Annotated in this window: 18 protein-coding genes; 10 read left to right on the plus strand and 8 right to left on the minus strand. The window is 71.0% G+C overall.

Features of this window, described 5'->3' with window-relative positions; genetic code table 11:
- The first annotated feature begins 580 nt into the window (after positions 1-580).
- From AC3A6G_RS14790 to AC3A6G_RS14810, 5 genes are all read left to right on the plus strand, one after another.
- Positions 581-1735: an AAA family ATPase gene (locus AC3A6G_RS14790; protein ID WP_487860158.1), complete on the plus strand. Its 1155-nt coding sequence runs from the start codon at positions 581-583 to the stop codon at positions 1733-1735.
- Positions 1736-2065: 330 nt separating this feature from the next.
- Complete coding sequence (locus AC3A6G_RS14795; protein WP_487860157.1) at positions 2066-3016, plus strand: ParB/RepB/Spo0J family partition protein; 951 nt, start codon at positions 2066-2068, stop codon at positions 3014-3016.
- Positions 3017-3616: 600 nt separating this feature from the next.
- The gene (locus AC3A6G_RS14800; RefSeq protein ID WP_487860156.1) at positions 3617-3877 is read left to right on the plus strand and encodes a hypothetical protein; all 261 of its coding nucleotides are present in this window, start codon (positions 3617-3619) and stop codon (positions 3875-3877) included.
- Entirely contained in the window at positions 3874-5748 is a 1875-nt protein-coding gene (locus tag AC3A6G_RS14805) for a site-specific integrase (RefSeq protein WP_487860155.1), read from the plus strand. Before AC3A6G_RS14800 ends, AC3A6G_RS14805 begins: the two co-directional genes overlap by 4 nt.
- A 195-nt stretch (positions 5749-5943) precedes the next feature.
- Positions 5944-11682, plus strand: coding sequence for an autotransporter-associated beta strand repeat-containing protein (locus AC3A6G_RS14810; protein WP_487860154.1), 5739 nt, complete (start codon positions 5944-5946; stop codon positions 11680-11682).
- 30 nt (positions 11683-11712) lie between these two features.
- Here AC3A6G_RS14810 and AC3A6G_RS14815 read toward each other — a convergent pair whose 3' ends face one another.
- From AC3A6G_RS14815 to AC3A6G_RS14830, 4 genes are read right to left on the minus strand one after another with little or no spacing between them, the layout of a single operon-like run.
- Positions 11713-12855 carry an ABC transporter permease gene (locus tag AC3A6G_RS14815; RefSeq protein ID WP_487860153.1) on the minus strand — a complete coding sequence of 381 codons (1143 nt, stop codon included), beginning with the start codon at positions 12853-12855 and terminating at the stop codon, positions 11713-11715.
- A complete protein-coding gene (locus tag AC3A6G_RS14820; protein ID WP_487860152.1) occupies positions 12855-14033 on the minus strand; it encodes an ABC transporter permease in 1179 nt (392 codons plus the stop codon). The genes AC3A6G_RS14815 and AC3A6G_RS14820 overlap by 1 nt, the downstream gene beginning before the upstream one ends.
- Before the next feature lie 14 nt (positions 14034-14047).
- Entirely contained in the window at positions 14048-15037 is a 990-nt protein-coding gene (locus tag AC3A6G_RS14825; RefSeq protein ID WP_487860151.1) for an HlyD family secretion protein, read from the minus strand.
- Positions 15034-16491: a TolC family protein gene (locus tag AC3A6G_RS14830; RefSeq protein WP_487860150.1), complete on the minus strand. Its 1458-nt coding sequence runs from the start codon at positions 16489-16491 to the stop codon at positions 15034-15036. Before AC3A6G_RS14830 ends, AC3A6G_RS14825 begins: the two co-directional genes overlap by 4 nt.
- 50 nt (positions 16492-16541) lie before the next feature.
- Here AC3A6G_RS14830 and AC3A6G_RS14835 point away from each other — a divergent pair, with 50 nt between their 5' ends.
- The 5 genes from AC3A6G_RS14835 to AC3A6G_RS14855 all read left to right on the plus strand — a co-directional run bounded on the left by AC3A6G_RS14835 (position 16542) and on the right by AC3A6G_RS14855 (position 20094).
- Positions 16542-16895: a hypothetical protein gene (locus tag AC3A6G_RS14835; protein WP_487860149.1), complete on the plus strand. Its 354-nt coding sequence runs from the start codon at positions 16542-16544 to the stop codon at positions 16893-16895.
- Between the two features lie 103 nt (positions 16896-16998).
- Entirely contained in the window at positions 16999-18048 is a 1050-nt protein-coding gene (locus AC3A6G_RS14840) for an acyl-CoA dehydrogenase (protein ID WP_487860148.1), read from the plus strand.
- The gene (locus AC3A6G_RS14845; RefSeq protein WP_487860147.1) at positions 18036-18797 is read left to right on the plus strand and encodes a PIG-L deacetylase family protein; all 762 of its coding nucleotides are present in this window, start codon (positions 18036-18038) and stop codon (positions 18795-18797) included. Before AC3A6G_RS14840 ends, AC3A6G_RS14845 begins: the two co-directional genes overlap by 13 nt.
- The gene (locus AC3A6G_RS14850) at positions 18794-19405 is read left to right on the plus strand and encodes a methyltransferase (protein ID WP_487860146.1); all 612 of its coding nucleotides are present in this window, start codon (positions 18794-18796) and stop codon (positions 19403-19405) included. Before AC3A6G_RS14845 ends, AC3A6G_RS14850 begins: the two co-directional genes overlap by 4 nt.
- Positions 19402-20094 carry a glycosyltransferase family 2 protein gene (locus AC3A6G_RS14855; RefSeq protein WP_487860145.1) on the plus strand — a complete coding sequence of 231 codons (693 nt, stop codon included), beginning with the start codon at positions 19402-19404 and terminating at the stop codon, positions 20092-20094. The genes AC3A6G_RS14850 and AC3A6G_RS14855 overlap by 4 nt, the downstream gene beginning before the upstream one ends.
- On the opposite strand, the gene AC3A6G_RS14860 is transcribed toward AC3A6G_RS14855, so the two are convergent.
- The 4 genes from AC3A6G_RS14860 to AC3A6G_RS14875 all read right to left on the minus strand — a co-directional run bounded on the left by AC3A6G_RS14860 (position 20091) and on the right by AC3A6G_RS14875 (position 23830).
- A complete protein-coding gene (locus AC3A6G_RS14860; protein ID WP_487860144.1) occupies positions 20091-21062 on the minus strand; it encodes a Bug family tripartite tricarboxylate transporter substrate binding protein in 972 nt (323 codons plus the stop codon). The genes AC3A6G_RS14855 and AC3A6G_RS14860 overlap by 4 nt on opposite strands.
- A 76-nt stretch (positions 21063-21138) precedes the next feature.
- Positions 21139-22110 carry a Bug family tripartite tricarboxylate transporter substrate binding protein gene (locus AC3A6G_RS14865; RefSeq protein ID WP_487860143.1) on the minus strand — a complete coding sequence of 324 codons (972 nt, stop codon included), beginning with the start codon at positions 22108-22110 and terminating at the stop codon, positions 21139-21141.
- Entirely contained in the window at positions 22107-22913 is an 807-nt protein-coding gene (locus AC3A6G_RS14870; protein WP_487860142.1) for a citryl-CoA lyase, read from the minus strand. The genes AC3A6G_RS14865 and AC3A6G_RS14870 overlap by 4 nt, the downstream gene beginning before the upstream one ends.
- A gap of 11 nt (positions 22914-22924) precedes the next feature.
- Complete coding sequence (locus AC3A6G_RS14875; RefSeq protein ID WP_487860141.1) at positions 22925-23830, minus strand: dioxygenase family protein; 906 nt, start codon at positions 23828-23830, stop codon at positions 22925-22927.
- Positions 23831-23842 lie beyond the last annotated feature (12 nt).

Consider the following 23842-nt stretch of genomic DNA (forward strand, 5'->3'; position numbering starts at 1 on the left):
CACAGGTTCATGCAGCGGTGCCTTGAGACTTTGAAGAAGAACACTTGGGATATTGAAGAGTTGACGGTCCTGTTTCTTCAATGGCGACAGCCACTTGCAAGCGGAACTGTGAGTAGCGCTGGGAATGAGTGTGAGAACGGATGGGATTGAATGTGAGAACGAAAGGGATTTGGCGCCCGCTGATGTGGGAACGGATGGGATTTGATGTGAGTGGACAAGGGGCGCGGCAGGCCCGCAGGGCGCTTGCACACGCGTTGCAGGCGCTGGCGCACCCGCTGGCGTCGCTGGGCGGGTCCCGGGGCACCTCGATCGGGGTTCCGGGGTGCCCTGCGGCAACCGCCCGAGGTCGGAATCCCAATCCTCCTCACCTTGGTCCCCAATCGCTCTCACACTTGGATCGGCGATATGCACGATGTTTATCGCAGATCTTGTTCATTCGACGGATTCTCATAGAATGGCCGGATTCCGTCTAATAAGGCTATTCTCTATGGCGTCGCCCACACCGGCTGCTGGTGGAAACCAGGTTTCCACGGCCCCCCTTCCCGTCGCGCTTGCCTCTCCGCCGCGCGCGCGCATCGACATGGCGCGCATCGCAGCCCTGGCCGCGCGAGCCGGCTCGATGGTCGAGCAGATTCGCGGCCGGCTCCTCGCGCCCGAGGCGCGCAAGATCCCGCCCGTCTACTCTACCGCGCAGCTGGCGGCATTGTGCGGCGTTGACAAGGCGCATGTGGCCTACCGCATCACCAAGGACGATCTGCCGAGCGGGCGCCTCACGCCGGCTGGCGGCAAGCGCAACTTCGAGCTCAGCGAACTGCGCACCTGGACCCGCACCTACCGTGCCGACAAGATGCGTCCCGCGGGCAAGAAGGCCTTCACCATCGCGGTCGGCAACTTCAAGGGCGGCGTCGCCAAGACGACCACCGCGATGGTGCTGGCACAGGGCCTGAGCCTGCGCGGCCACCGCGTGCTGGCCATCGACACCGATCCCCAGGGATCGCTGACCACCCTGCACGGCCTGCTGCCCGAGGCGGAGATCAGCGAGGACATGACGATCGCGCCGCTGTGCGACGGCAGCCAGTCCGACATCCGCTATGCGATCCGCTCCACCTACTGGGACGGCCTCGATCTGGTGGCCGCCGCACCGTTCCTGTTCTCGGCCGAGTTCGCGCTCCCAGCGCGCCAGATGCAGGAGCCGGGTGCGCGGTTCTGGGACGTGCTCAATGCCGGACTCGAGAGCGTGCGCGATCTCTACGACGTGATCGTCATCGATACGCCGCCGTCGCTGTCTTATGTGACCATCAACGGCCTCTGGGCCGCCAACGGGATCATCGTACCGGTGCCGCCGTCGGGCCTCGACTTCGCATCGTCGGCCCAGTTCTGGTCGCTGCTCGCCGACCTGGGCGGCAACCTCGATGCGCAGAGCGGCGAGCGCGCGGGCAAGGCCTTCGACTTCCTGCACGTGCTGCTCAGCCGGGTCGACCCGAGCGACCCGGCCACGCCGGCGGTCCGGCAGTGGATCCAGGCGACCTATGGCGAGTACACGCTGCCCGTCGAGATTCCCAAGACAAGCGTGACGAGCAACAAGGCGGCCGAGTTCGCGACCGTCTACGACGTACAGAAATACGAGGGTGCCGCCAAGACCTACAAGCGCGCGGCCGATGCCTACGACTCTTTCGTCGACCTGGTCGAGCAGTCTGTGGTGAGCAGCTGGGCCGACAAGGGGGAGATGCAATGAGTGCGTCGGCCGATCTCGTGAGCGGCCGGTGTGCCGCCGCACGCGGCGCGTGGAAACCTGGTTTCCACCTGATTCGGGGCGCGGCCGTGGAAACCTGGTTTCCACGCCGGCCCGGAGCGGACGCGGGTCCGCATGCATCGTTCAATCGCACCACGCGCTCGGCGTGGAAACCAGGTTTCCACTGCAATGGAGGTCCCAATGGCCAGCACGCGTAAACGTCTCGAAGCGCTCACAGCGGGACTCTCGCTTCCGGAGCCCGCTCCGGCCCCCAGCCCGGCTGCAGCGTTTCCGGCTGCCGCGCCGATCCCGCCGGCCATGCCCGGTGCCGCCGTGGAAACCAGGTTTCCACCGGCACAGCCGGGCCAGTTCGCGCCGCGCACCGGTCCGGGCCAGATGCTCGCGTTCCGCGGCCAGATGCAGGCGGTGGAGGGCGAGCTGGCGACCCTTCGGGAGCGGCTTCGGCACTACGACGACTCGACGCCCACGCGCAAGCTCGACCCGTCGAGCATCCGCGCCTCGCGCTGGGCCAACCGGCATCCGGCCTCGTTCGAGAACGCCGAGTTCGCAGGGCTCAAGGCCGACATCGAGCAGGCCGGCGGCAATGTGCAGCCGATCCTCGTGCGGGCGCTGCCGGACCAGCCCGACCGCTACGAGCTGGTCTTCGGCCATCGCCGGCACCGGGCCTGCCTGGAGCTTGGCATTCCGGTGCTGGCGGCGATCTGGGTCGACGAGCTCGGCGACGCCGAACTGTTCGCGGCCATGGACCGCGAGAACCGCGAGCGCGCCGATCTCTCGCCGTACGAACAGGGCGTGATGTACCAGCGTGCGCTCGAGGAGCAGCTGTTCCCGACACAGCGCCAGATGGCCGAGAAGCTCGGCGTCAGCCACACCTGGGTGCGCAAGGCGTTGATCGTGGCGCAGCTACCGTCGGCCGTCGTCGAATGCTTCCGCAGCCCGCTCGAGATCCAGTACCGCCATGCGGAACAACTCAACGCGGCGCTCGACAAGGACCGCCGCAGCGTGCTCAAGCGGGCAGAGAAGGTGCGCGGACAGAAGCTGTTGCCGGCCGTCGTCGTGGCGCGGCTGCTGGGCAACGAGCCCGGCGCGAAGCCGCAGAAGATCGCAATCCAGAGCGAGGGCAAGACCGTGGGCTCATGCGTGCGGGGCACCGATGGTGCGGTGACGCTCACGCTGCTGCCGAGCGTGGCGGCCCAGCCGCCGACGGAGGCGCTCATCAAGGCGATCTCGGAGGTGCTGCAGAAGGTGCAGATGCTTGGCTGAACAAGGGTAGGACCTCGTAATGTGAGTGCCGTTGGGAATTGCCGGCAGTTGCTCGCAGCCCGCAGGTGCGCCGGAGCGGAGGAGCGGAGGAGGGCAGAGGAGGCGCGATCCGCGGCATGGCGGGGGCTGGGCCTGTCAACCGCGGGCTTTCATGCGCGCGTCGACAAGCCGTCATGGGAATCGAGACGAGCGGCATATGAATGTGTGCGCTAACATCCTTCATTCGCCTTGCCTCCATCCTCCGATCTCCTGCCGTGCCGCGCACTTGGCGCCGGCAATGCAACCAGTCTCTCCGAACCGGATGCAAGCGGCGCCTCCAGCGCCGGGCCGAAGCAAAAAGAGCCATGCAGATCAACGACTTAGCGCATTTCCCGACATTCGATTCTCGAATCTAGGCCGCAAAGCACCTAGAATAGAGATTGATGATTATGCGATTGCACAATGTCGCCAAAAAGGCGCGGCGCATGCGCCGTGCCCTCCTTTGGCACCGATAGCATTCCCACCCAATGGCTACACCCAACGACAATTTCAGATGACCTTGACGCGGACCTACGATCTGCGCCCGATGCCGGCCCCGGCCGGCGCCCGCCGGGAGCGCCCATGAACCAACCGGCCATGCCCACCCAGGAAGAGCTGCAAAGCCTCGATGACGCCGAACTCGAGCAGCTGGCCGTGGAGTGGCGAGCGCGTGCGTCGCGCGGCGAGCGCGATGCGTACGGCGTGGCTCACGCCCTCGAAGTCGAGCTGCGCCAGCGTGTGCGCGCCAGCAACCTCCAGCAATTGCCACCCGAAGCACCGGTTCCGCCGCGGCCCTGGTGGAAGTTCTGGCAGGCACCGGCCGATTCCAACACCCCCACGTGAAGAAGACCGCGCCGCGCAAACTCCATCGCGGCCACTTCGCGTTCATGCGGGCGCTGGCCCAGGGGGTCGACGAGCGCGCGAGCTGGGAGCGCTACTTGCGCCTCGAGGGCGAGCATGTCGACCTGCGCACGGTGCGGCGCACCATCGCCTGGATCCGAGACGCCTTCGCGGCCGCGGCGCGGCGCGAGCACAAGCCGGGCACCGCGCGGCTGATCCTGCTCGATCCCGAGCGATTCACCGCGTCGCCCGCGCTGCCGAGCCTCGCCGAGTTCGCCGAAGCCCAGGGCCTTGCCGATTTCTCCGAAGCCGAGCAGGTCGAGGCCTACGAGGCCGCCTTTCCGCAGGCGCGGGGCGGCGCAGGGCAGGGCAGTGCGCAGCCCTCGCGCCGCGCGCGCGTCATCGCGCGCCAGCTCGAGGCGCTGCGCTGGCTCGAAGACCTGGTCGCGCAGGACCCGCGGCCCGGCGACAGCGCGGCGGCGTGGCTGCATCCGGCACTCGCCGCACGGCTCGAGCGCGCCGGCCTGCCGACGCTCGAGGCGCTGGTGGCGCGCATCAACCTCGCGGGCGCGCGCTGGTGGGTGCAGGTGCCCGGCGTGGGCGAATCCAAGGCCGCGCGCATCCTCGAGTGGCTGCATGCCCACGAGCAGGTGCTCGGCCTGCGGGTCGGCCCGCATGCGGTGCAGCCGCGCTCGCAGCTGAGCCCTGGCGCGCTGGCGGCCGTGGTGCCGCCCGCGACGGCGCTGGTGCCGTACGAGAAGTTCGTGCTGCCGGCCGGGCTCGACGGGCGCACCGGGCGCTTTCGCGCGCCGCCCGAAGACTGCCTGCTGCAGGCGGCCGACGACCATGAAGCGATCGGCGCCTGGCTCGCCGCAAAGGGCGCAAGGTGCGAAGCCGCCGGCGCGCTGTCGTCCACGCAGCGCTCGTACCGCAAGGAAGCCGAGCGGCTGCTGCTCTGGGCCGTGCTGGAGCGCGGAACGGCGCTGTCGTCGCTCGCGCGCGAGGACGTCGACGCCTACCGGGCGTTTCTGGCCGACCCGCCGCCGGCCTGGTGCGGGCCCCGGCATCACCAGCGCTGGTCGGCGTCATGGCGGCCGCTCGAGGGCGCGCTCACGCCGGTGGCGCTGCGGCAGTCGCTGATCATCCTGCGCAGCCTGTTCGCGTTTCTCGTGGGCCAACGCTACCTGGTCGCCAATCCCTTCGACGACGTGGCACTGCCGCCCGAGCGGCCACTGCCGCTCGGCGCAAGCCGCACGCTGAGCTTCGAACAGTGGGACCACGTCGATGCGCTGCTGCGCGGCCATGCGGACACGCAGGCCGGCCGCCGCCTGCGTCGCGCGATGCGCTGGCTCTATGCCACCGGGCTTCGCCTGGGCGAGGTGACGGCGCTGCGTTGCGGCGACCTGAAGCCGCCCGACACCGGCACGGGGACGGCCTGGACGCTGTCGGTGGCAGGCCGGGGCGCGCGCCGCCGGCAGGTGCCGGTACCGGCCGAGCTGGTGCATGAACTGAGCGAAGAGCTCGCGCGGCACGGCCTCGACCTGCAGGTGGATGCGCCCGGCAACCAGGGCGTGCCGGTGCTCGCGCGCTTCGATGCGCAACTGCGGCCAGTCGCCTGGTCGGCCTCCGGGCTGTACCAGGCGATCAAGGCCTTTCTCGCGCAGGCCGCCGAACGCCTCGAGGGCCAGCAAGCGCAGCAGCAGTTGCGCAAGGCCAGCACGCACTGGCTGCGCCACACGCACGGCGCGCACGCGCTGCGCGGCAGGGAAGGGCAGGCGCCGCTGCCGGTGCAGGTGGTGCAAAAGAACCTCGGCCACGCATCGGCCGGCACCACCGCGATGTACCTGTCCGCGGCGAGGGTCCCGCGGCCTTGAGCAACTCCTGTCTTATAGTCAAAAAGTTACACGTTGCGATATTTCGCTACACACGTAACAATTAACAGCAGTTCGCCGGTCGAGTTCCAGGAGAGAGCGCCCGCAATGGCTTGCTTCTCGTTCTGCAGACCGCCTCTCTTTCTTGCGGCCCTGCCTTCAGCCCATCCGGTGCGGCGCTGCTCATCGACTCCTCCCATGAACCGTACCCACCGCATCGTCATCAATCGCCGCACCGGCGCACGCCAAGCTGTTTCGGAAACCGCGAAATCCTCGAGTGGCGGGCCGCCGGCGCTTCGTGCCGCGCTGCTCCTGGGCGCCACGCTGCTCGGCGCGCTCATGTCGCCGGCCGGCCATGCGCAGACGTGGCTGGCGCCAGTGCCCGGAGACTGGTTCGATGCGGCCAACTGGAGCACCGGCGCCGTGCCGACCCGCAGCGATGACGTGGAGATCTCCACGCCGGGCACCGCGCAGATTACCGGCGGCTTGTTCAGCGCCGAGACCAACTATCTGTCGCTCGGCCGAAGCGCAGCGGGCGGGCTTTCCGTCACCAACGGCGGCATCCTCAATTCGGCCAGGATCTTTATAGATGGCGACGGTGGCCCAACCACGATGCTGGTTGAGGGCGCAGGCTCGCGCGTCGACGTAAGCGGCGGGTTGTTGGTCGGCTTTGCCGGTACCGGGACGTTGACCATCCGCAGCGGCGGCACCGTACGCGCCAGCACCATCGAGGTCGGTCTGCAGCCTGGCGCCCAAGGCACACTCAATCTGGACGTCGGCGGCACGCTGGAGACGGGCGGCCTGTACGCGCTGGTTCCGGCCAACGCGGGCGCCAGCGGCGCCTTCAACTGGTCCGGCGGCACGCTGCGGGTCGTCAACAGCAGTCTCGTGTCCGCGATGGACGCCACGCTCACGGGCAAGGGTTCCACGCTCGATACCAATGGCTTCAATGCGACGATGTCGGGTGCGCTGTCTGGCGGCGGCTCGCTCGTCAAGGTCGGTGCGGGAACGCTCTCGCTCTCGGGCGCCAACACCCACACGGGCGGCACGCGCGTCGAACAGGGCGTGCTCGCCATCGCCAGCGGGTCGTCGCTGGGTGCGGGTGATCTTTCGATTTCAAACGCCGAGGTCCGGGGCGCTGCCTCGACCACCGTGAGCAACACCGTCCGCCTGGCCGGCCCGGCCACGGTATCGGCGGCCGCCGGCACGACGCTGCGATTCGATGGCTACATCGACTACGGCTCGGCGCTGAACATCGGCTCGCTCGGCAACACCGGCATCGTCGAAATCGCAAGCGCAACGGGCTTGTTCTCGCAGCATGACCTGCGCGTCGATTTCGGCACTTTGCGCGCTGCGAGCGCCGCTGCGGTTCCCGCCATGACGAGCAAGGCCCCGACGACCTTCGTGGCAAGCGGCGCGACGCTGGACTTCAACGACCACGCCACGGCCGTACTGCCGGTGCGCAACCTGCAGGGCGCGGGCACGGTCAACACGGGCAGCCAGGCCGCGACGACCCTGGCCGTCGCGGCCGGCGATTTTTCGGGCGCGATCGAGGGTGCGGGCAGCCTGCAGAAGAGCCTTGCCGGCACCCTCACGCTGCGCGGCGCGTCCAGCTACGCGGGCGCGACGCGCATCGGTGCCGGCACGCTGGCCCTCGCTGACAACGGTGCGCTGCCTGCGGGCAGCCTGCTCGACGTGAGCACCGGCGCCACCTTCGATGTGTCGGCCATCACGGGTACTGGCACGGCCGTGAACGCGCTGGCCGGCGGCGGCGCGGTGGTGCTGGGCGCCAAGTCGCTCACGCTGTCGGGCGGCACCAGCTCTTTCTTCAACGGCGAAATCAGTGGCAGCGGCACGCTGCACAAGAGCGGCACGGGCGTCCAGGTGCTCGCCGGCGCGGCCACCCACCTGGGCGGCACGGTGATCTCGGGCGGCACGCTGGCGGTGGAGGGCGATGGCGCGCTGGCGCCTACCGGTTCCGTGCACGTGGAAGACAGCGCCCGCTTCCGCATCCGGCAGGTCGACAGCGGTGCCCTCACGATCGGCGCGCTCAGCGGCAGCGGGCGCGTGGACATGGGCGCGACGACGCTCACGGCGGGCAACGCATCGAGCAGCGTCTTCAGCGGGGAGATCTCCGGCAGCGGCGGCCTCGAAAAGCAGGGCAGCGGCACCTTGTTCCTCAACGGTGTCAACAGCTACACGGGCGCGACCCAGGTGCGCAGCGGGCGCCTGGCGGTGGGCGGCACTGCGGCCGACAGCGGCGCAAGCGTTGCGGGCGCGGTGAACGTCGACGACGGCGCGACGCTCAGCGGCTTCGGCCGCATCGGCGGCAGCGTCACCGTGGCGAGCGGTGGCCACCTGGCCGCGGGCGACCCCGCGGCCGGCAACGGCATCGGTGCGCTGCGCATCGACGGCGACCTGTCGCTCGCGAGCGGCAGCCAGCTCGACTTCGACCTGGGCGCGCCGAGCGGGCTGGCGGCGGTGCCGGGGCAGGGTGACAACGTGGCGGTGGGCGGCAACCTGTCGCTCGGCGATGCCACGCTGAACGTGCGCGATGCGGGCGGCATCGGGCCGGGCCTGTACAACCTGTTCCGCTGGGGCGGCAAATTGTCGATGTCGGGCAGCGGCTTTGCGCCGCCCGCCGGCAGCACGGTGCAGATCCTCACGGGCAGCAAGCAGATCAACCTGATCACCGCCGCCGGCTATACGCTCAACTTCTGGAACGGCAACGGCCTGGCCAGCCCGACCCAGATGGGTGGAGGCAGCGGCACGTGGTCGGCCACCGCGCCCAACTGGGCCGACGAGGGCGGCATCGCCAGCGGCCCGCTCCAGCAGCCGGGCTTCGCGATCTTCGGCGGCGCGGCCGGCAACGTCGTGGTCGACACCACCGATGGCCCGGTCATCGCCAGCGGCATGCAGTTCGCGAGCGATGGCTATCGGGTCTCGGGCGGCACGCTCGCGCTGGTGGCCGACAAGGCGTCGCCGGGCCCGGTCGAAGTGCGCGTGGGCGACGGCAGCGGCGCAAGCGCCGGCTGGACGGCGACGATCGACAGCGTCGTCGCGGGCACCGACGGCCTCGCCAAGACCGGCAGTGGCACGCTCGCGCTCACCGGCACCAACACCTATGGCGGCGGCACCGCGGTGCGCGCCGGCACGCTGCAGATCTCGTCCGACAGCAATCTGGGTGCGGCCACGGGCGGTCTCACGCTCGACGGCGGCACGCTGCGCGCGAGCGGCACGATCACGTCGGCGCGGACGGTCTCTCTCGGCGCCGGCGCCGGCGCCGGCGCAGGTGCAGGTGGCTTCGAGGTCGACCCGACCCGCACGCTCACGCTCGACGGCGAGGTCTCGGGTGCGGGTGCGCTCGTCAAGACGGGGCTCGGCACGCTCGCACTGGGCGCGGCCAATAGCTATGCGGGCGGCACGAACGTCGCTGCCGGGAGCCTGCAGGCGCAAGTGACCGGGGCGCTGGGCAACGGCCCCGTTTCAGTGGCCGGCAATGCGTCGCTCCTGTTCGGCGGCACGGCCGATGCGGGCAAGCTGGCCATCGACGTGGCCGCGCGCGGCGCGCTGCCCACCGACAACGCAGGCTTCGTTCAATTCGGCGACAAGAGTTCCGCGGGCCACGCCCACATCGTCACGCACACCGATGCGTCGGCCGATTTCCGCGACGGCGCGAGCGCCGGCAATGCCGTGATCGAGAACCGCGGCGGGAACACCACGCTCTGGTTCAACGCCACCGCCGGCAAGGCGCACATCACCAATTTCGCCGGCGGCGCGATCAACCTGCTCGACGATGCGAGCGCGGGCGGGGCCACCTTCGTCAACGAAGGCGGCGGCCTGATCGACATCTTCGACCGCGCCACCGCCGACCAGGCCACCGTGGTCAACCAGGCCGGCGGCCGCCTGCGCATCCGCTCGCTCACCAACGACGGCATCGCCATCGGCGCGCTGTCGGGCGCGGGCGACGTGATCCTCGGTGCCAAGGCGCTGACGACGGGCGGGCTGAACACGAGCACCGAGGTGTCGGGCACGATCTCGGGCGTGGGCGGCGCGATCGTCAAGATCGGCAGCGGCACGCTCACGCTGTCGGGCGCCAACACCTACACCGGCGGCACAGCGCTCAAGCAAGGCCGCCTCGATGTGGGCCACGGCCAGGCGCTCGGCACCGGCACGCTCGCGATGGACGACGGCACCACGCTAGGCTTCGCGGCCGATGGCCTGGAGATCGCGAACGCGCTCGCGCTCACGGGCCGGAACGATCCGGTCATCGACACCGGCGCGTTCGGTGGCACGCTTTCCGGCGCCATCAGCGGCGGCGGCTTCATCACCAAGGAAGGCACAGGCACGCTCACGCTCTCGGGCGCGAACACCTACACGGGCGCGACGAACGTGGCAAACGGCACGCTGCGCGCCGGCGCGGCCAACACCTTCAGCGCCGGCTCGGCGCACAGCGTGGCGGCGGGGGCCACACTCGACCTCGCGGGCTTCAGCCAGACGGTGGCGTCGCTCGCCAACAGCGGCACCGTGTCGCTGGCCGGCAGCGCGCCGGGCACGACGCTCACGGTCCGCGGCAACTACGTCGGAAGCAACGGCGTGCTCAGGCTCGGCACAGCGCTCGGCGCGACGGGCCCGTCGGACCGCCTCGTGATCGACGGCGGCGCGGCGACCGGCACCACGCGTGTGCAGTTCGCGCAGCTCGCCGGCCTGGGCGCGCTCACGAGCGGCAACGGCATCGAGGTGATCACGGCGCAGAACGGCGCCACGACCACCGCGCAGACCACCCGGGATGCGTTCGCGCTCGAAGGCGGCCATGTCGATGCGGGCGCCTACGAGTACCGGCTGCACGCGGCCGACGCTGCCGGCGCGGGCGAGAACTGGTACCTGCGCTCGACGCTCCCCGGCGCCACGCCGGAGGTGCCCGGCGAGCCCGGTGTGCCGAGCGCGCCGAGCATCGTCCCCATCGTCACCTACCGCGCCGAAGCCTCGCTCTACGCCGCGCTGCCGAACCAGCTGCGCCAGAGCAACCTCGCGATGCTCGGCGATCTGCGCAGGCGCGTGGGCGACGACGACGTGAAGGGCACGGCCGCGCTGACGACCGGCACCGGGCGCCGCGCGTGGGGGCGCGTGCTCTCCGCCGACCTCGACATTCGCCAGGGCGGCACGGTCTCGCCGACCAGCAAGGGCGATCTCACGGGCTTCCAGGCCGGCACCGACCTGCTGGCGACGCCGAACTGGCGCGCCGGTCTCTACGTGGGCCAGCTCGATGGCGACGCGACGGTGAACGGCTTCGCGAGCGGCGTGGCCGGCCTGTACGCGGGCCGCAACGACCTGCGCAGCCAGTACTTCGGCGTGTACGGCACCTTCACCGGCGACAACGGCTTCCACGCCGATGCGGTGGTGCAGTCCGGCCGCCACAGGTACACGGTGCGGCCGGGCTTCGGCAGCGGAGTGGAAGGCAGGGGCAACAGCCTGCTCGGTTCGATGGAAGTCGGCCAGGCCTTCGCGCTCGGCGCGGGCGGCTGGCAGATCGAGCCGCAGCTGCAGCTGATTCACCAGCACCTCGACCTGGACGACGCGGCGATCGCCGGCGCGGTGGTGCAGCCGCGCGCAGACAGCGGCTGGATCGCGCGCGCGGGTCTGCGGGTCAAGGGCCACGTCGACACGGGTATGGGCACGCTTCAGCCGTACGGCCGCGTCAACGTCTACAGGACGTCGAGCGGCACCGACCTTGCGCAGTTCGTGAACGGCGTCACGCGCACCGGCATCGCGGCGCCGAGCGGCGGCACGAGCACCGAGCTCGCAGGCGGCTTCACGCTGGCGCTCGGCCAGCGCACCAGCATCTACGGCGAGCTGGGCAAGCTGTGGTCCTCGGGCGGCAGCGCCAAGGTGAAGAGCGCGGTCAACGGCACGCTCGGCGTTCGGGTCAAGTGGTGAGGCCGTGGCGCCGCACGGAGGCGCCGCGGGTCACGGCCTTGCCTGTGCCTCGGCCCGGCGGCGGCCACCGACGGGCCGCGCAACCCACAGCAGCGCAGCCAGTCCGGCCAGTGCCAGGCCCGCCAGCACCGCCAGATGCGGCAGCACGTCGTGCAGCGGTGCGCCCATCTGGTTGAGCCGCAGCGACGCCTGGATGCCGGCCGTGCTCGGGAAGATCCAGCGCAGCACCTGCAGTGGACCGGGCAGGGCCTCGACCGGCCAGGAGAAGCCCGACAGGAACGCCATCGGCAGGGCGGTGAACAACAGCACCTGCAGCGCGCGCTCGCGGTCGCGCAACCAGCAGCCCAGCAGCAGGCCGAGCGTGCAGATCGCGGGCACGTAGAAAGCCAGCAGCACCAGCGCGCCGAGCGGATTGCCGCCGCGCGGGTAGTCCTGCAGCCAGAACACCCAGCCAAAATAGAAGAGCCCGCTCAGCAGGCCGAAGCCTGTGAGCGCAGCGAGCCGGCCGAGCCAGGCGCCCGCGGTGGCGCGCAGCCGGCCGGCCTCGGCCCAGGTGCCCGCGAGCATCGCGCAGCCCATCAGCAGCGTCTGCTGCAGGATCAGCAGCGCGACCGCCGGCACCACGTAGCTGCCGTAGCCTTCGGTCGGGTTGAACAGCGCCACCAGCTCGGTGTCGAGCGGGCTGCGGCTCGCCGCCGCCTGCAGCGCGCCCTGGCCGCCGGCCTGCAGCTTGCGGATCTCGACGCCGGCCGAAACCGTGCCGACCGCTTCCGAGAAGCCGTAGAGCACTGCCTTGTTGAGCAGCGCATAGGCGCCGTTGCCTTCGATGGTGACCACCGCGCCGGCACCGCGCAGCACGTCGCGCTTGAGGTCGGCGGGCAGCAGCGCGTAGCCCTCGATCTCGCCGCGCCAGAGCGCCTGCTGCGCCGCGTGCAGGTCGCCGGTGAGCATGCGCACGTCGAGCCGCGGGTTGGCCTGCGCGAAACGCGTGACCTGGCGCGACAGCGCACTGTGGTCCTGGTCGACCACGGCCACCGGCACGCGCGTCACCGCCTGGTCGCCATAAGGCCACGGATAGAAGAAGCCGTAGATCAGCGGCGCGAGCAGCATGATCAGCAGCACGCCCTTGTCGCGCAGCACGGTCCGTGCGGTGTCGCGGAAGGCCTCGCGCATCAGCGGCCTCCCCATGTTTCCGGCGCACGCGCGGCACGTGCCAGTGCCACGGCGGAGGCGGCCAGCAACAGCGCGGTGGCGAGCGCCATCCAGAGCGGCGCCGCCAGCGAGTACATGAGCGGCGCCCCCATCTGGAGCTGCTCCATCTGCACCCGGATGTAGTGCGTGTACGGCAGCAGCAGCGCCCAGGCCTGCGCAAAGAACGGCATCGCGACGAGCGGGAACCCCACGCCGCCGAAAGCGAAGGCCGGCGCCGTGATGAAGCCGGTGGCCGACAGCGCGGTGCGCAGCGAGCGCGTGATGCCGGCGGCGAAGGCGCCGAGCGCGATCGACAGCGCCAGGAACACCGCCAGCGCGAACAGCGTCCATCCGAGCGAGCCGGCCGGATGCCAGCCGCGCCCGCCAGTGACCCACAACATGCCGGCGATGCCCACGGCCGCAAGGCTCGCGAACGGCAGTGCGAGCTTGCCCGCCAGCGCGGCCAGCGCTTCGCGCCAGCGCGGCGCGGCACCGAGCCATGCACCGAGGCTGCGGTCGCGCAGCTCGCGGCCCACGGTCCAGGCGCCCGCGGTCATCGCCAGGATGTGCAGCAGCGCCGGGATCAGCGCGGCGCCGAGAAACTGCTCGTAGTCGAGCGAGGTGTTGAACAGCGCCACGGTGCTGGCGCGGATCGGCTCCATGCTGCGGCGCGCGCCGGCCATCGATTCGCCGCGCTTGTTGCGCACGGCCAGCTCCACGCCCGCCGACACGGTGGCCACGGCGGTGCGCACGTCGCGCTGGATCAGGCTCGAGTGCGAGCCCAGCTGCGCGTTGTGCAGCAGCACCACGTGTCCGGTGCGCCCCTGCTTCACGTCGCGGCTGAGTTCACGCGGCAGCTGCACCGCGGCATCGACCGCGCCGCTGGTGAGCGCACGCGCCATGGCGGCCTCGTCGGCGTACTGCTGCGTGACGCGCAGGCCGGGGGTCGCCTCGAGAAAGCGCACCAGCTGGCGCGAGAGCGCGGAATGGTCCTGGTCGAGCACGCCGATCGGCAGGCGGTTCGGCAGGCCGGCAGAAAAAATCCACCAGATGAGCGTCACCGCTAGCAGCGGCACCCAGCTGACCATGGCCAGGTCCCAGGGCCGCGTGCGCAGCAGCGCGAACTCGCGCCGGGCACTGGCTGCAGCGAACCCGCGCATGGTGTTGACCGGCCCTAGTCGACCAGCACGCTCATGCCCGGCCGCGCACCGGCGATCGGCTGCAGCGGCCGTGCGCGGACTTCGAAGGTGCGCACGTCGAAGCCCGCGCCGCCGCGCGTGGCGCGCCAGGTGGCGAAGTCGGGCAGGGCGGCGCTGTAGTGCACCTTGAAGCGGGCGCTGCGTGCGGCCTCGGGCAGCGCAGGCAGCACCGCATCGAACTCGCTGCCGACGGCAAAGCGCGCGAGCCGGTCCTCGCGCACGTTGAGCACCACCCACTGGTCGTTGAGGTCGACCACCGTGACCACGGCCACGCCCTGCGGCGACAGCTCGCCGACCCGGGCCAGCACCTTCGCGACCTCGCCCGCCACGGGGCTGCGCAGTTCGGTCTCGGCCTGGGCCGCCTCGGCCTCGGCGAGCACGCCGGTGACCTGGCGCACCTGCGCGTCGGCGGCGGCCTTGTCCTCGGGTCGGGCGCCGATGCGTGCCATGTCGTACTGGGCCTTGGCCGCAAGGGCCGCGTCGCGCGAGGCTTTCCAGTTGGCCTCGGCCTCGTCGCGCTTCTGCTCGGCCACCAGGCCTTCGCGCGCCAGCCCGTCGACGCGGCGCAACGAGGTTTGCGCGAGCTGCGCGGCGGTTTCGGCGCGCTGCCACTGCATGCGCGCCATCTCCACTTCTTGCGGCCGCGCGCCGTTCTGCGCCTTGCGTGCCACGGCCTCGGCGGCCTGCTGCGCCGCGGTGGCCTGCGCGATCTTGGCCGCGACCTCGGGGCTGTCCATGCGGATGAGCAGCGCACCGGCCTGGATGCGATCGCCTTCCTTCACCAGCACCTCGGCGATGCGGCCGGTCACCTTGCCGGCGATGTCGGTCTCGCGCGCTTCCATCTGGCCCTGGAACACCTCGGGCGGCGGCTGCGCCGCGCGCCAGAAGCCCCACACCAGCAGCACGAGCAGGCCCAGCGCCAGGCCGATGGCGATCAGTCGGCGGGTCTTGGCACTTGTTGTCATTGGTCGTTCACCCTCAGGTCGGCGCGTGCGATGTAGTCGGAAAATTTCTCGGACAGGCCCGCGCTCTCGAGCAACTGCGCGAGCGCCTGCACGTAGTCGTTCGCGGCCTGCGCGCGTTCGGTCAGCACCTTCGCATGGTTGGTCTCGGCGTCGATCAGGTCGAGCGTGGTGCTGGTGCCCTCGCGCAGCCCGGCCACGCGCAGCCTGCGCACTTCCTCGGCCAGGTCGATGGCGGCCTGCATGCCCAGGTATTGCCGGCGCGCGTTCTCCAGCGCGCGCCAGTTGCGCTCGACCAAGAGCGAGATGTCGCTGCGGGCCTGTGCGCCGGTGCGCTCGGCCTGCTCGACCTGCTTCTGCGAAGACGCCGCGAGCGCGTCGCGGTCGACCGCGTCGTAGAGCGTCCAGCGCACGCCCAGGCCGGCCACCCAGTCGGCATTGCCGCTCTTGAGCTGGCGCGTGCCGAAGGCGATGACCTGCGGCCGGCGCAGCGCCTCCTCGCCTTCGTGCAGCTGCTCGGCCTGCATCTTCTTGGCCGCCACCTTGCCGAGGCCCGGATGGCGCAGCAGCGCCGCGTCGATGAAGTACGACAGCGGCTCGACCGGCTGGCTCGACACGAAGAGCGGCGTCTGTGGCGCGATCATGCCCTCGGCGCGCACCGTGCGCGCAAGCGCCACGGCGGCCAGTGCGGCATCGTCCTCGGCCTTGCGCGCATTGCGCCGTGCCTCTTCGTAGGCGGCGCTGGCCTGCAGCCTTTCGACGCGCGAGATCACGCCGGCCGCGAGCATCTTCTGCGCCGCCGCGTCGTGCTGCGCGATGGTGCGCTCGGCCTGCGCCCGCAACATGGCGGCGCGCTGCGCGAGCTGGGCGCCGAAGTAGCGCTGCACCAGCACCGTCTCGACCTCGTGGCTGGCTTGGTCGGCGTCGGCTTCGGCCTCGCGCGTCTGGGCCGACACGAAGCCGCGCACCGCCTCGGTCGCGCCGCCCAGGTAGATCGGCCAGACGGCCGACACCGACGCGTTGGCGCCGGTGTCGTGCCGGTTGAGCGTGTAGCTGTTGGGCAGCTGCGGGATCGGCACGCGCGCGACCAGGCCCTGCAGCGATGAAGGCAGCGCCTGGCCGATCTGGCCGATGCGCTGGTTGAGCGGATCGAGGTCGAGGTTCAGGTTGGCGTTGTATGCATAGGCCAGGCCCGAAACGCTCAGCACCGGACCGCCAAGGCCCTTGAGGCCTTCGCCCTGCAGTTGCTTCGACTCGACGCCGGCGCGCGCGGCCGCGAGCTTGTCGGAACGGTCGCGCATGCGCGCACGCGCGGCGTCGAAGCTCATCGAAAGGGTTTCCTCCTGGGCCTGCGCATGCGCGGCGCCGGCGGGCGCCAGCGCCGCCACGGGCAGCATGGCCGAGACGAGAAGAAGAAGGGCGCGCGGCGACATGGCCGCCATCGTATCGCGGCGCACGGGGCGCTCGTTTGTGCGGTGCGCGGCCGGTTTGGCGCCAGAATGCGGGCATGACCCGAACGAACGATCCGCAGGAGACCGCCGAATACATCCCCTTCGAGGAGTTCCGCCAGGGACTTCCGCAGGGGCGCTTCCGGGTCATCGTCAATCCCAAGCTGGCGGCGCCCTTCGTCTCGCATCGCACGTACGCCACGGTGCTCGCGATGGCGCTCGTCGGCCCCGGCATCGCCGCGGCGCTTGCGGGCCATCCATGGCTCGGCGGCGCACTGGTGGCGGCCGGCATTCTGCTGCGCTGGTCGGTCCGCACCCAGGCGCCGCGCATCCTGCTGCACCTGGCCACGCGCGTGCCTGCCGTCTACGAACAGGCCGCCGAGCATGGGGTGATGGAAGTGCGACGGACCTAGCAGGCACCGCCGCGGCAGCGCGGCTGCGCCACGGCTGAGCGCCTACAACGTGCGAGGCTCCCCGCCGACGGGCCCGCTCATTTCCGTTTCCTACGCTCGGCTCATGCTCGACATCGGCCCGACTTGGGACCTCTTTTCATCGCTCGCATCGCGCCATGGCCGGAGCCTGAGGCTCGCGCACCTCGTCGAAGCGGGCGCCGACAAGCTGCCGCGCCCCGGCGCAGGCCACACGCTGGCGCGCTGGCGCGCGCTCGCCGCCGTGGCTGCGCACGATCTCTCGCTGGTCAAGCTCTTTGAAGGGCACACCGATGCGCTGGCCATCCTGGCGGAGTTGGGCGGCGCGCCGGCCACGCTGCCGGGCGCCCGCTGGGGCACATGGTGTGCCGAGCCGCCCGACGCGCGGCTCGCCTTCGAAGCCGATGCCCGAGGCGAGGGACCCGTAGTCCGCCTGCACGGAACCAAGGCCTGGTGTTCTGGCGCGAGCCAGGTGACGCACGCACTCGTGAGTGGCTGGAACGCCGCTGGCGAGCCCTGCCTCGCCGCCGTGGGCATGACCGAGCCGGGCGTTCGCGTCACGGACGAAGGCTGGCACGCGGTGGGCATGGCCGCGTGCGCGAGTGTCGATGTCCGCTTCGACGGCGCGCGCGCCACGCTGATCGGACGGCCCGGCGACTACGTGCGCCGGCCAGGTTTCTGGCAAGGCGGGGCGGGTATCGCCGCATGCTGGTTCGGTGGCGCATCGGGCATCGCACGGCAGGTGCGCCAAGCCACCGGCGCCAAGGCCGACGCGCACCGGCTCGCGCACCTCGGCGCCATCGAGGTGGCCATGTGCAGTGCGGCTGCGCTGCTGCGCGAAACCGCGGCGTGGATCGACCGCCATCCGCAAGGCGACGCCGAGCGTCCGGCGCGGCGCGTTCGCCTGGCCGTGGAACAGGCGGCGCTGGAGGTGATCCATCACGCCGGCCGCGCGGTCGGCGCCGGCCCGCTGTGCCGCGACGCGAAGTTCGCGCACGCCATGGCCGACCTGCCCGTCTTTCTGCGCCAGAGCCATGCCGAGCGCGACCTGGCCGCGCTCGGACACCTGTCGGTGGATGCGGACGGCGAGGCGGGCACCGCTGGTACCCCCGAGGAGGTATCGGCATGGCGCCTGTAGCGCGCAGGGTAATCGGGGGCGAAGGCACCAGCGAGGCCGAATGGCATCGCTGGGCCGGCCTGGCCGATTTGCCCGCCGTCGACCTGGACACCCTGGTCCCGGAGCACGGGTCGCGTGCCGTGGTTGTGGCGCCGCACCCCGACGACGAAGTGCTTGCGGTGGGCGGCCTGCTCGCGCAACTGGCGGATCGCGGCACGCCGGTGCAACTGATCGCCGTGACCGACGGCACGGCGAGCCATGCCGGCTCGGCGGAATGGTCCGCCGACCGGCTGGCGCAGGTCCGCCCGCGCGAAACAATGCGTGCATTGCGGCGGCTCGGCCTGGCGATCGAACCCTTGCGCCTAGCACTGCCCGACGGCGGGCTCCAGGCCCTGCGCGCGCTGCTGGCCGCGCGGCTCGTGCCGCTGCTGCGTCCGCGCGACGTGGTCTTTACCACCTGGCGCGGGGACGGGCACCCGGACCATGAAGCGACCGGCGAAGCCTGTGCGCTGGCCTCGGCCGCCGCGGGTGCCCGGCTCGTCGAAGTGCCGGTCTGGGGCTGGCATTGGTCGCAGCCCGGCGACGCGCGCATGCCTTGGAAGAACGCGGTCCGCCTTCCCCTCAGCGGCGAAGCGGTGCGGCGCAAGCGCGCGGCCGTTCGCGCCTTCACGAGCCAGCTGCGGTTCGACGCTTCAACCGGCGCGGGGCCCGTGCTGCGCGCCAGCACCGTGGCGCGCGCCGCGCGCCCCTACGAGGTCATGTTCCTGTGAGCGCGGTGCAGGATCGGCTTCCTTATTTCGATGCGCTCTATGCCGAGAGCGACGACCCCTACGCGGTGCGCGAGCGCTGGTACGAGGCCCGCAAGCGCGCAGTGCTGCTGGCCGCGTTGCCGCAGGCACGCTTTCGGCGTGCCTATGAACCGGGCTGCGGCATCGGCGAACTGACGTTCGCGCTCGCGCCGCGCTGCGACGAGCTCGTGGCCAGCGACTTCTCGGACCAGGCGGTCACGATCGCGCGCAAGCGCACCGAATCATTCCCGCAGGTGCGCGTCGACCGCCACGCCATTCCCGAGGGCTGGCCACACGATGCGGGCGGCTTCGACCTCATCGTGCTCAGCGAAGTGGGTTACTTCCTGCAGCGCGCCGAGATGCAGCGCGTCGCCGAATGCTGCGCGACCTCTCTGCTCGCCGAGGGTACGCTGGTCGCATGCGACTGGCGGCCGGGCTTCGCGCAGCGCGCTTTGGCAACGGCCGATGCGCACAGCATCCTTGCCGATCTTGGCCTTGCGCGGCTCGTGCTCCACGAGGAAGACGACTTCGTGCTGCAAGTGTGGTCTCGCGACCCGCGCTCGGTGGCGCAGCGGGACGGCATCCGTTGATCGGCGTCATCGTCCCCGCGCACAACGAATGCGAGCGCATCGGCGCCGCGCTGGACGCGCTGCGCTCGGCCGCGGCGCACCCGGGCCTGCATGGCGAAGCCGTCGAAGTGGTGGTCGTGCTCGACAGCTGCAGCGACGGCACTGAAGACGTGGTCGATGCGCACGGCGTCGCGTGCCTGAAGCTGGCCGCGCGCAACGTGGGCGTGGCCCGCGCGCGGGGCGCCGAGCTATGCATCTCGGCCGGCGCGCGCTGGCTCGCCTTCACCGATGCCGACACCATGGTTTCGCGCGACTGGCTGGTGATGCAGCTCGCGGAAGGCGCCGATGCCGTGTGCGGCTGCGTGGAGGTGAACGACTGGACTGCCCACGGCGCCAACGATGAAGCCGTGCGCGCGTTCTTCGAAGGGCGTTACAACCGCGCCGATGGCCATCGGCACGTGCACGGCGCCAACTTGGGCGTCTCGACCGCGGCCTACCTTCGCGCCGGTGGCTTCTCGCCGCTGGCGTGCAGCGAAGACGTGGCGCTGGTGGAGGCGCTCGAGGCCGCGGGCGCCAGCATCGCCTGGAGCGCGGGCCCGCGCGTCGTGACGAGCGCGCGCACCGACCCGCGTGCGCGGGGCGGGTTCGGCGAGACGCTGCTGGCGATGGCGGCCATGCAAGCGCCCGGCCTCTCGCCGATTCCGCCCTAATCGACGCGGATGTTGCGCGCCTTCACCACGCGGCTGTAGATCTCGGCATCGCGGCGCACCATCGCCGTCATTTCCGCGCGCGTCACGCCGAGCGGCTCGCTGTTGAGCTCGCGGATGCGGCGGGCCAGGTCGGGGTCCTTGCTCGCCTCCACGAACACCGCGTTGAAGCGCTCGAGCACCGCCGCAGGCGTGGCCGCGGGCGCCCAGATGCCGTGCCACGACATCATCGAGTAGCCGGGCATCGCCTCGGACAGCGTAGGCACGTCGGGCAGCGCGGGGTGACGCTCCGGTCCCGAGTAGGCCAGTGCCTTCACGCGGCCGGCGCTGATCAGCGGGTAGCCGGTGGCGATCGGCTCCATCAGCGTGTCGACCTGGCCGCCGACCAGGTCGGCGATCGGGCTCGCGCGGTAGGGCACATGGAGCATGTCGATGCCGACCTCGTCCTTGAGCGACTCCACGATGAGCTGCGACGGGCTGCCCGCGCCGTAGGAGGCGTGCGAATAGGTGCCCGGCTTCTCCTTCGCCGCGGCCACGAGTTCCTTGAGCGTCTTGGCAGGGAACTTGGTGGTGGCGATCAGCACGAGACCCTGGCGCATCGTGGTGGCGACCGGGGTCAGGTCCTTCTCGGGGTCGAACGGCAGCTTGCTGTAGATGTAGGGATTGATCGTGAACGCCGTCGAGAGGTTGTACAGAAAGGTGTAGCCGTCGGCGGGCGCCTTCGCGACGGTGTCGGAGGCGAGGTTGCCGGCGGTGCCGGGCCGGTTGTCGATCATCACGGGCACGCCGAGCTTGCGGCCCGCGTACTCGCCATACATGCGCGCGAAGATGTCGGGCGGCGTGCCGGGCGCGAAGCCCACCACGATGCGGATCGGCTTGCTCGGCCATCCGCCGGCGGGGGTTTGGGCGGATGCGGGGGCCGCGGCCACGAGGCTTGCGAGGCCCAGTGCCAGGCCGAGCATCTTCCGCATGAGGCTTGTTGTGGTTGTCGTCGTTGTCGAACGCATGCTTGTCTCCTGTGGTTTTTTGATCTCGGTGCCGTACGCGTCAATCGACCTGCGCACCCGAGCGGCGCACGGCCTCGCCCCATTTCGCGATCTCGGCCGTCGCGAAGGCGCTCATCTCCACGCTGTCCATGGCGGCGGGCTCGATGCCCTGGGCCGCGAGCCGGCGCTGCACCTCGGGCTGGGCCAGCACCGCCTGCGCCGCCTCGCGCAGCCGCTCGCGCTGCGCGGCGGGCATCGCGGCGGGCGCATACAACATGAACCACGCGACCAGGTCGAAGTCGGCGATGCCCTGCTCGGCGAGCGTGGGCACCTCGGGCGCGGCCGCGCTGCGTTTCGCGCTCGATGCACCGAGCGCGCGCAGCGTGCCCGCGCGCACCTGCGGCAGCACGGCGGCCGGGTGATAGAACATGAACTGCACGTTGCCCGCGATCACTTCGTTGAGCGCCTGGTTGCCGTCGCGGTAGGGCACGTGCACGAAGTCCTTGCCGAGGCGCAGGTTGAGCAGCTCGCCCGCGAGGTGGCCCGAGGTTCCGTTTCCGGCCGAGGCGAAGCTCACCGACTTGCCGCTCGCCTGGCGCAGGTCCGCCACGCTCTTCCACGGCGCCGCGGCCGCGACCACCAGCAGCGTCGGCGTGGCACCGACGAAGCCGAGCGGCACGAAGTCGCGCTGCGGGCTGTAGCCGAGCCGCTTGTAGAGCGATGCGTTGATTGCGTGCGTGCCGACCGTGCCGAGCAGCAGCGTGTGGCCATCGGCGCCCGAGCGCACCGCCAGCTCGCTGCCGATGGCACCGCCGGCGCCGGGCCGGTTGTCCACGACCACGGCCTGCGAGAGTTGGCGCCCGAGCGCATCGGCCAGCACGCGGCCCACGATGTCGGTCGAGGTGCCGGCCGCGAACGGCACGATGAGCTTGATCGGCCGCGCATCGCCGCCCGCCTGGGCCCAGGCCATGCCGTGCGGCACCGGGAGCGTGGCGGCCAGCGCCGCCGCCGCCACGAGCGCGCGGCGCTTCATGCCGCCTCCCCGAAGCCGGCGGGCAGCGTGCCGTCGTACTGCAGCTCGCGCGTGGCCTGGTAGGAGAGCGCGAAGCCGCTCGGTGTCTCTGCTTCTTCCGCGAGGTGGGCGATCAGGCCCGCGGTGCGCGCAAGGATCGGCACGCCGCGCAGCGACGCGACCGGAAAGCCCACGCCGAGCAGCACCGCGGGAATCGCGGCCGAGACGTTCATGCGCAGGTCCTTGCCGACGATGCCCGGGATCGCGTCTTCGAGCGCCTGCGCAATGCGCACGTAGCGCAGGTCGGCGCCGGCTTCGGCCGCCACCTCGATCAGCCGGTCGACGCGCGGGTCGCGCGCCTTGTGCAGCGGATGGCCGTAGCCCGGGATCGCGGCGCGCGCCGCCTTGAGCCGGCCGATCGCTTCGGCGGCGGCGTCCTCGAGCGTCGTACCTTCGTCGGTGCGCGCCGCCACGTCGACGAACAGGCGCCCGGCCGTCTCGGAGGCGCCAAGGATGACCGAGCCGCAGCCGAGGATGCCGGCTGCCACCGCACCCTGCAGCGCGTCGGGTGCCGCCGCGAAGGTCATGCGGCTGGCCTGCACGCTCGGCACCAGGCCGTGTTCGGCGATCGCGACCAGCGTGGCATTGAGCACCGCGCTGCACGCGGCGTCGGGACGGCGGCCGGTCAGCAGCAGGAAGAAGTAGTCGGCGAACGACAGCTGGCCGATGAGGTCGCGGCACAGGTCCTGGCCGCGTACGACGATGGTGTGTTCGTCCGAGGTGCAGATGGCGCTGCGCGGGACGGTGGATTTTCCGATCTTCATGGCGGGTTCCTTCAGGCGTGGCGAGGTTCGAGGCGGAAGTCGTAGTGCGCCGACCAGTAGGGCGTCTCCAGCAGCCGGCCGTCGGGCCCGCGGCCCGCGGGGTGGGCCTCGAAATCGACGATGAGCCGCGGGCGCACGCCGAACACCGCGTCGGACTCGATGTAGGGGCTGCCCGCGACGAACAGGTGCGTGGTCACGGGCACATGGTTGGGCGCCGAGACCATCATGTGGATGTGGCCCGGGCGGTTGGGATGCCGGCCCATCGCATCGAGCATGCGTCCCACTGGGCCATCGACCGGGATCGGATAGAAGGTCGGCCGGATCGACCAGAACCAGTAGCGGCCCTCGTGGTCGGTGCGGATGCGGCCGCGCGCGGACATGGTCGCGCCCTCGACCTGCATGTCGTAGACGCCTTCGCCGTCGCCCGACCAGATGTCGAGCAGCGCGCCCTCGATCGGGCGGCCTTGGGTGTCGGTGACGCGGCCGCTGTAGAAGGTGGGCTCCCCGCGCGCGCCCTGCGCCACGTCGGCGCCGAGCGGCAAGTCGGGCGCGCCCTCCCAGTAGAACGGACCCTGCACGGTGGCGTGCGTGGCCTCGCTGATCTCTGTGGCATCGGTGGCACGGCTGCGCTTGCCGGCCGCGGCGCGCAGCTGGTCGAGGATCACCACCATCATCGAGGCGCCCAGCGTGTCCGACAGCAGGATGAACTCCTGGCGGCGGTCGGTGCAGGCCTGCCCGGTCGCGGTCAAGAATTCGATGCCCTGCATCCACTCGTCGGGCTTCAGGTCCACCTCGCGGATGAAGGCATGCAGGTGCGTGATGAGCGAGCGCATCACCTGCGCGAAGCGCGCGTCGCTCGCGCCCTCGAGCCGCTGCAGCACGGCCTGCGTCAGCTCGTCTTCGTTCGATGGGGTCATCGGGCTTGTCTC

Source organism: Variovorax sp. Soil_C_26 (genome assembly GCF_057657075.1).

Bases quoted from the DNA above. Each gene is read 5' to 3' on its own strand.
- AC3A6G_RS14790 (WP_487860158.1), top strand. From the start codon at position 581: ATGGCGCGCATCGCAGCCCTGGCCGCGCGAGCCGGCTCGATGGTCGAG.
- AC3A6G_RS14800 (WP_487860156.1), top strand. From the start codon at position 3,617: ATGAACCAACCGGCCATGCCCACCCAGGAAGAGCTGCAAAGCCTCGAT.
- AC3A6G_RS14810 (WP_487860154.1), top strand. From the start codon at position 5,944: ATGAACCGTACCCACCGCATCGTCATCAATCGCCGCACCGGCGCACGC.
- AC3A6G_RS14815 (WP_487860153.1), bottom strand. From the start codon at position 12,855: ATGCGCGAGGCCTTCCGCGACACCGCACGGACCGTGCTGCGCGACAAG.
- AC3A6G_RS14820 (WP_487860152.1), bottom strand. From the start codon at position 14,033: ATGCGCGGGTTCGCTGCAGCCAGTGCCCGGCGCGAGTTCGCGCTGCTG.
- AC3A6G_RS14825 (WP_487860151.1), bottom strand. From the start codon at position 15,037: ATGACAACAAGTGCCAAGACCCGCCGACTGATCGCCATCGGCCTGGCG.
- AC3A6G_RS14835 (WP_487860149.1), top strand. From the start codon at position 16,542: ATGACCCGAACGAACGATCCGCAGGAGACCGCCGAATACATCCCCTTC.
- AC3A6G_RS14840 (WP_487860148.1), top strand. From the start codon at position 16,999: ATGCTCGACATCGGCCCGACTTGGGACCTCTTTTCATCGCTCGCATCG.
- AC3A6G_RS14845 (WP_487860147.1), top strand. From the start codon at position 18,036: ATGGCGCCTGTAGCGCGCAGGGTAATCGGGGGCGAAGGCACCAGCGAG.
- AC3A6G_RS14860 (WP_487860144.1), bottom strand. From the start codon at position 21,062: ATGCGGAAGATGCTCGGCCTGGCACTGGGCCTCGCAAGCCTCGTGGCC.
- AC3A6G_RS14865 (WP_487860143.1), bottom strand. From the start codon at position 22,110: ATGAAGCGCCGCGCGCTCGTGGCGGCGGCGGCGCTGGCCGCCACGCTC.
- AC3A6G_RS14870 (WP_487860142.1), bottom strand. From the start codon at position 22,913: ATGAAGATCGGAAAATCCACCGTCCCGCGCAGCGCCATCTGCACCTCG.
- AC3A6G_RS14875 (WP_487860141.1), bottom strand. From the start codon at position 23,830: ATGACCCCATCGAACGAAGACGAGCTGACGCAGGCCGTGCTGCAGCGG.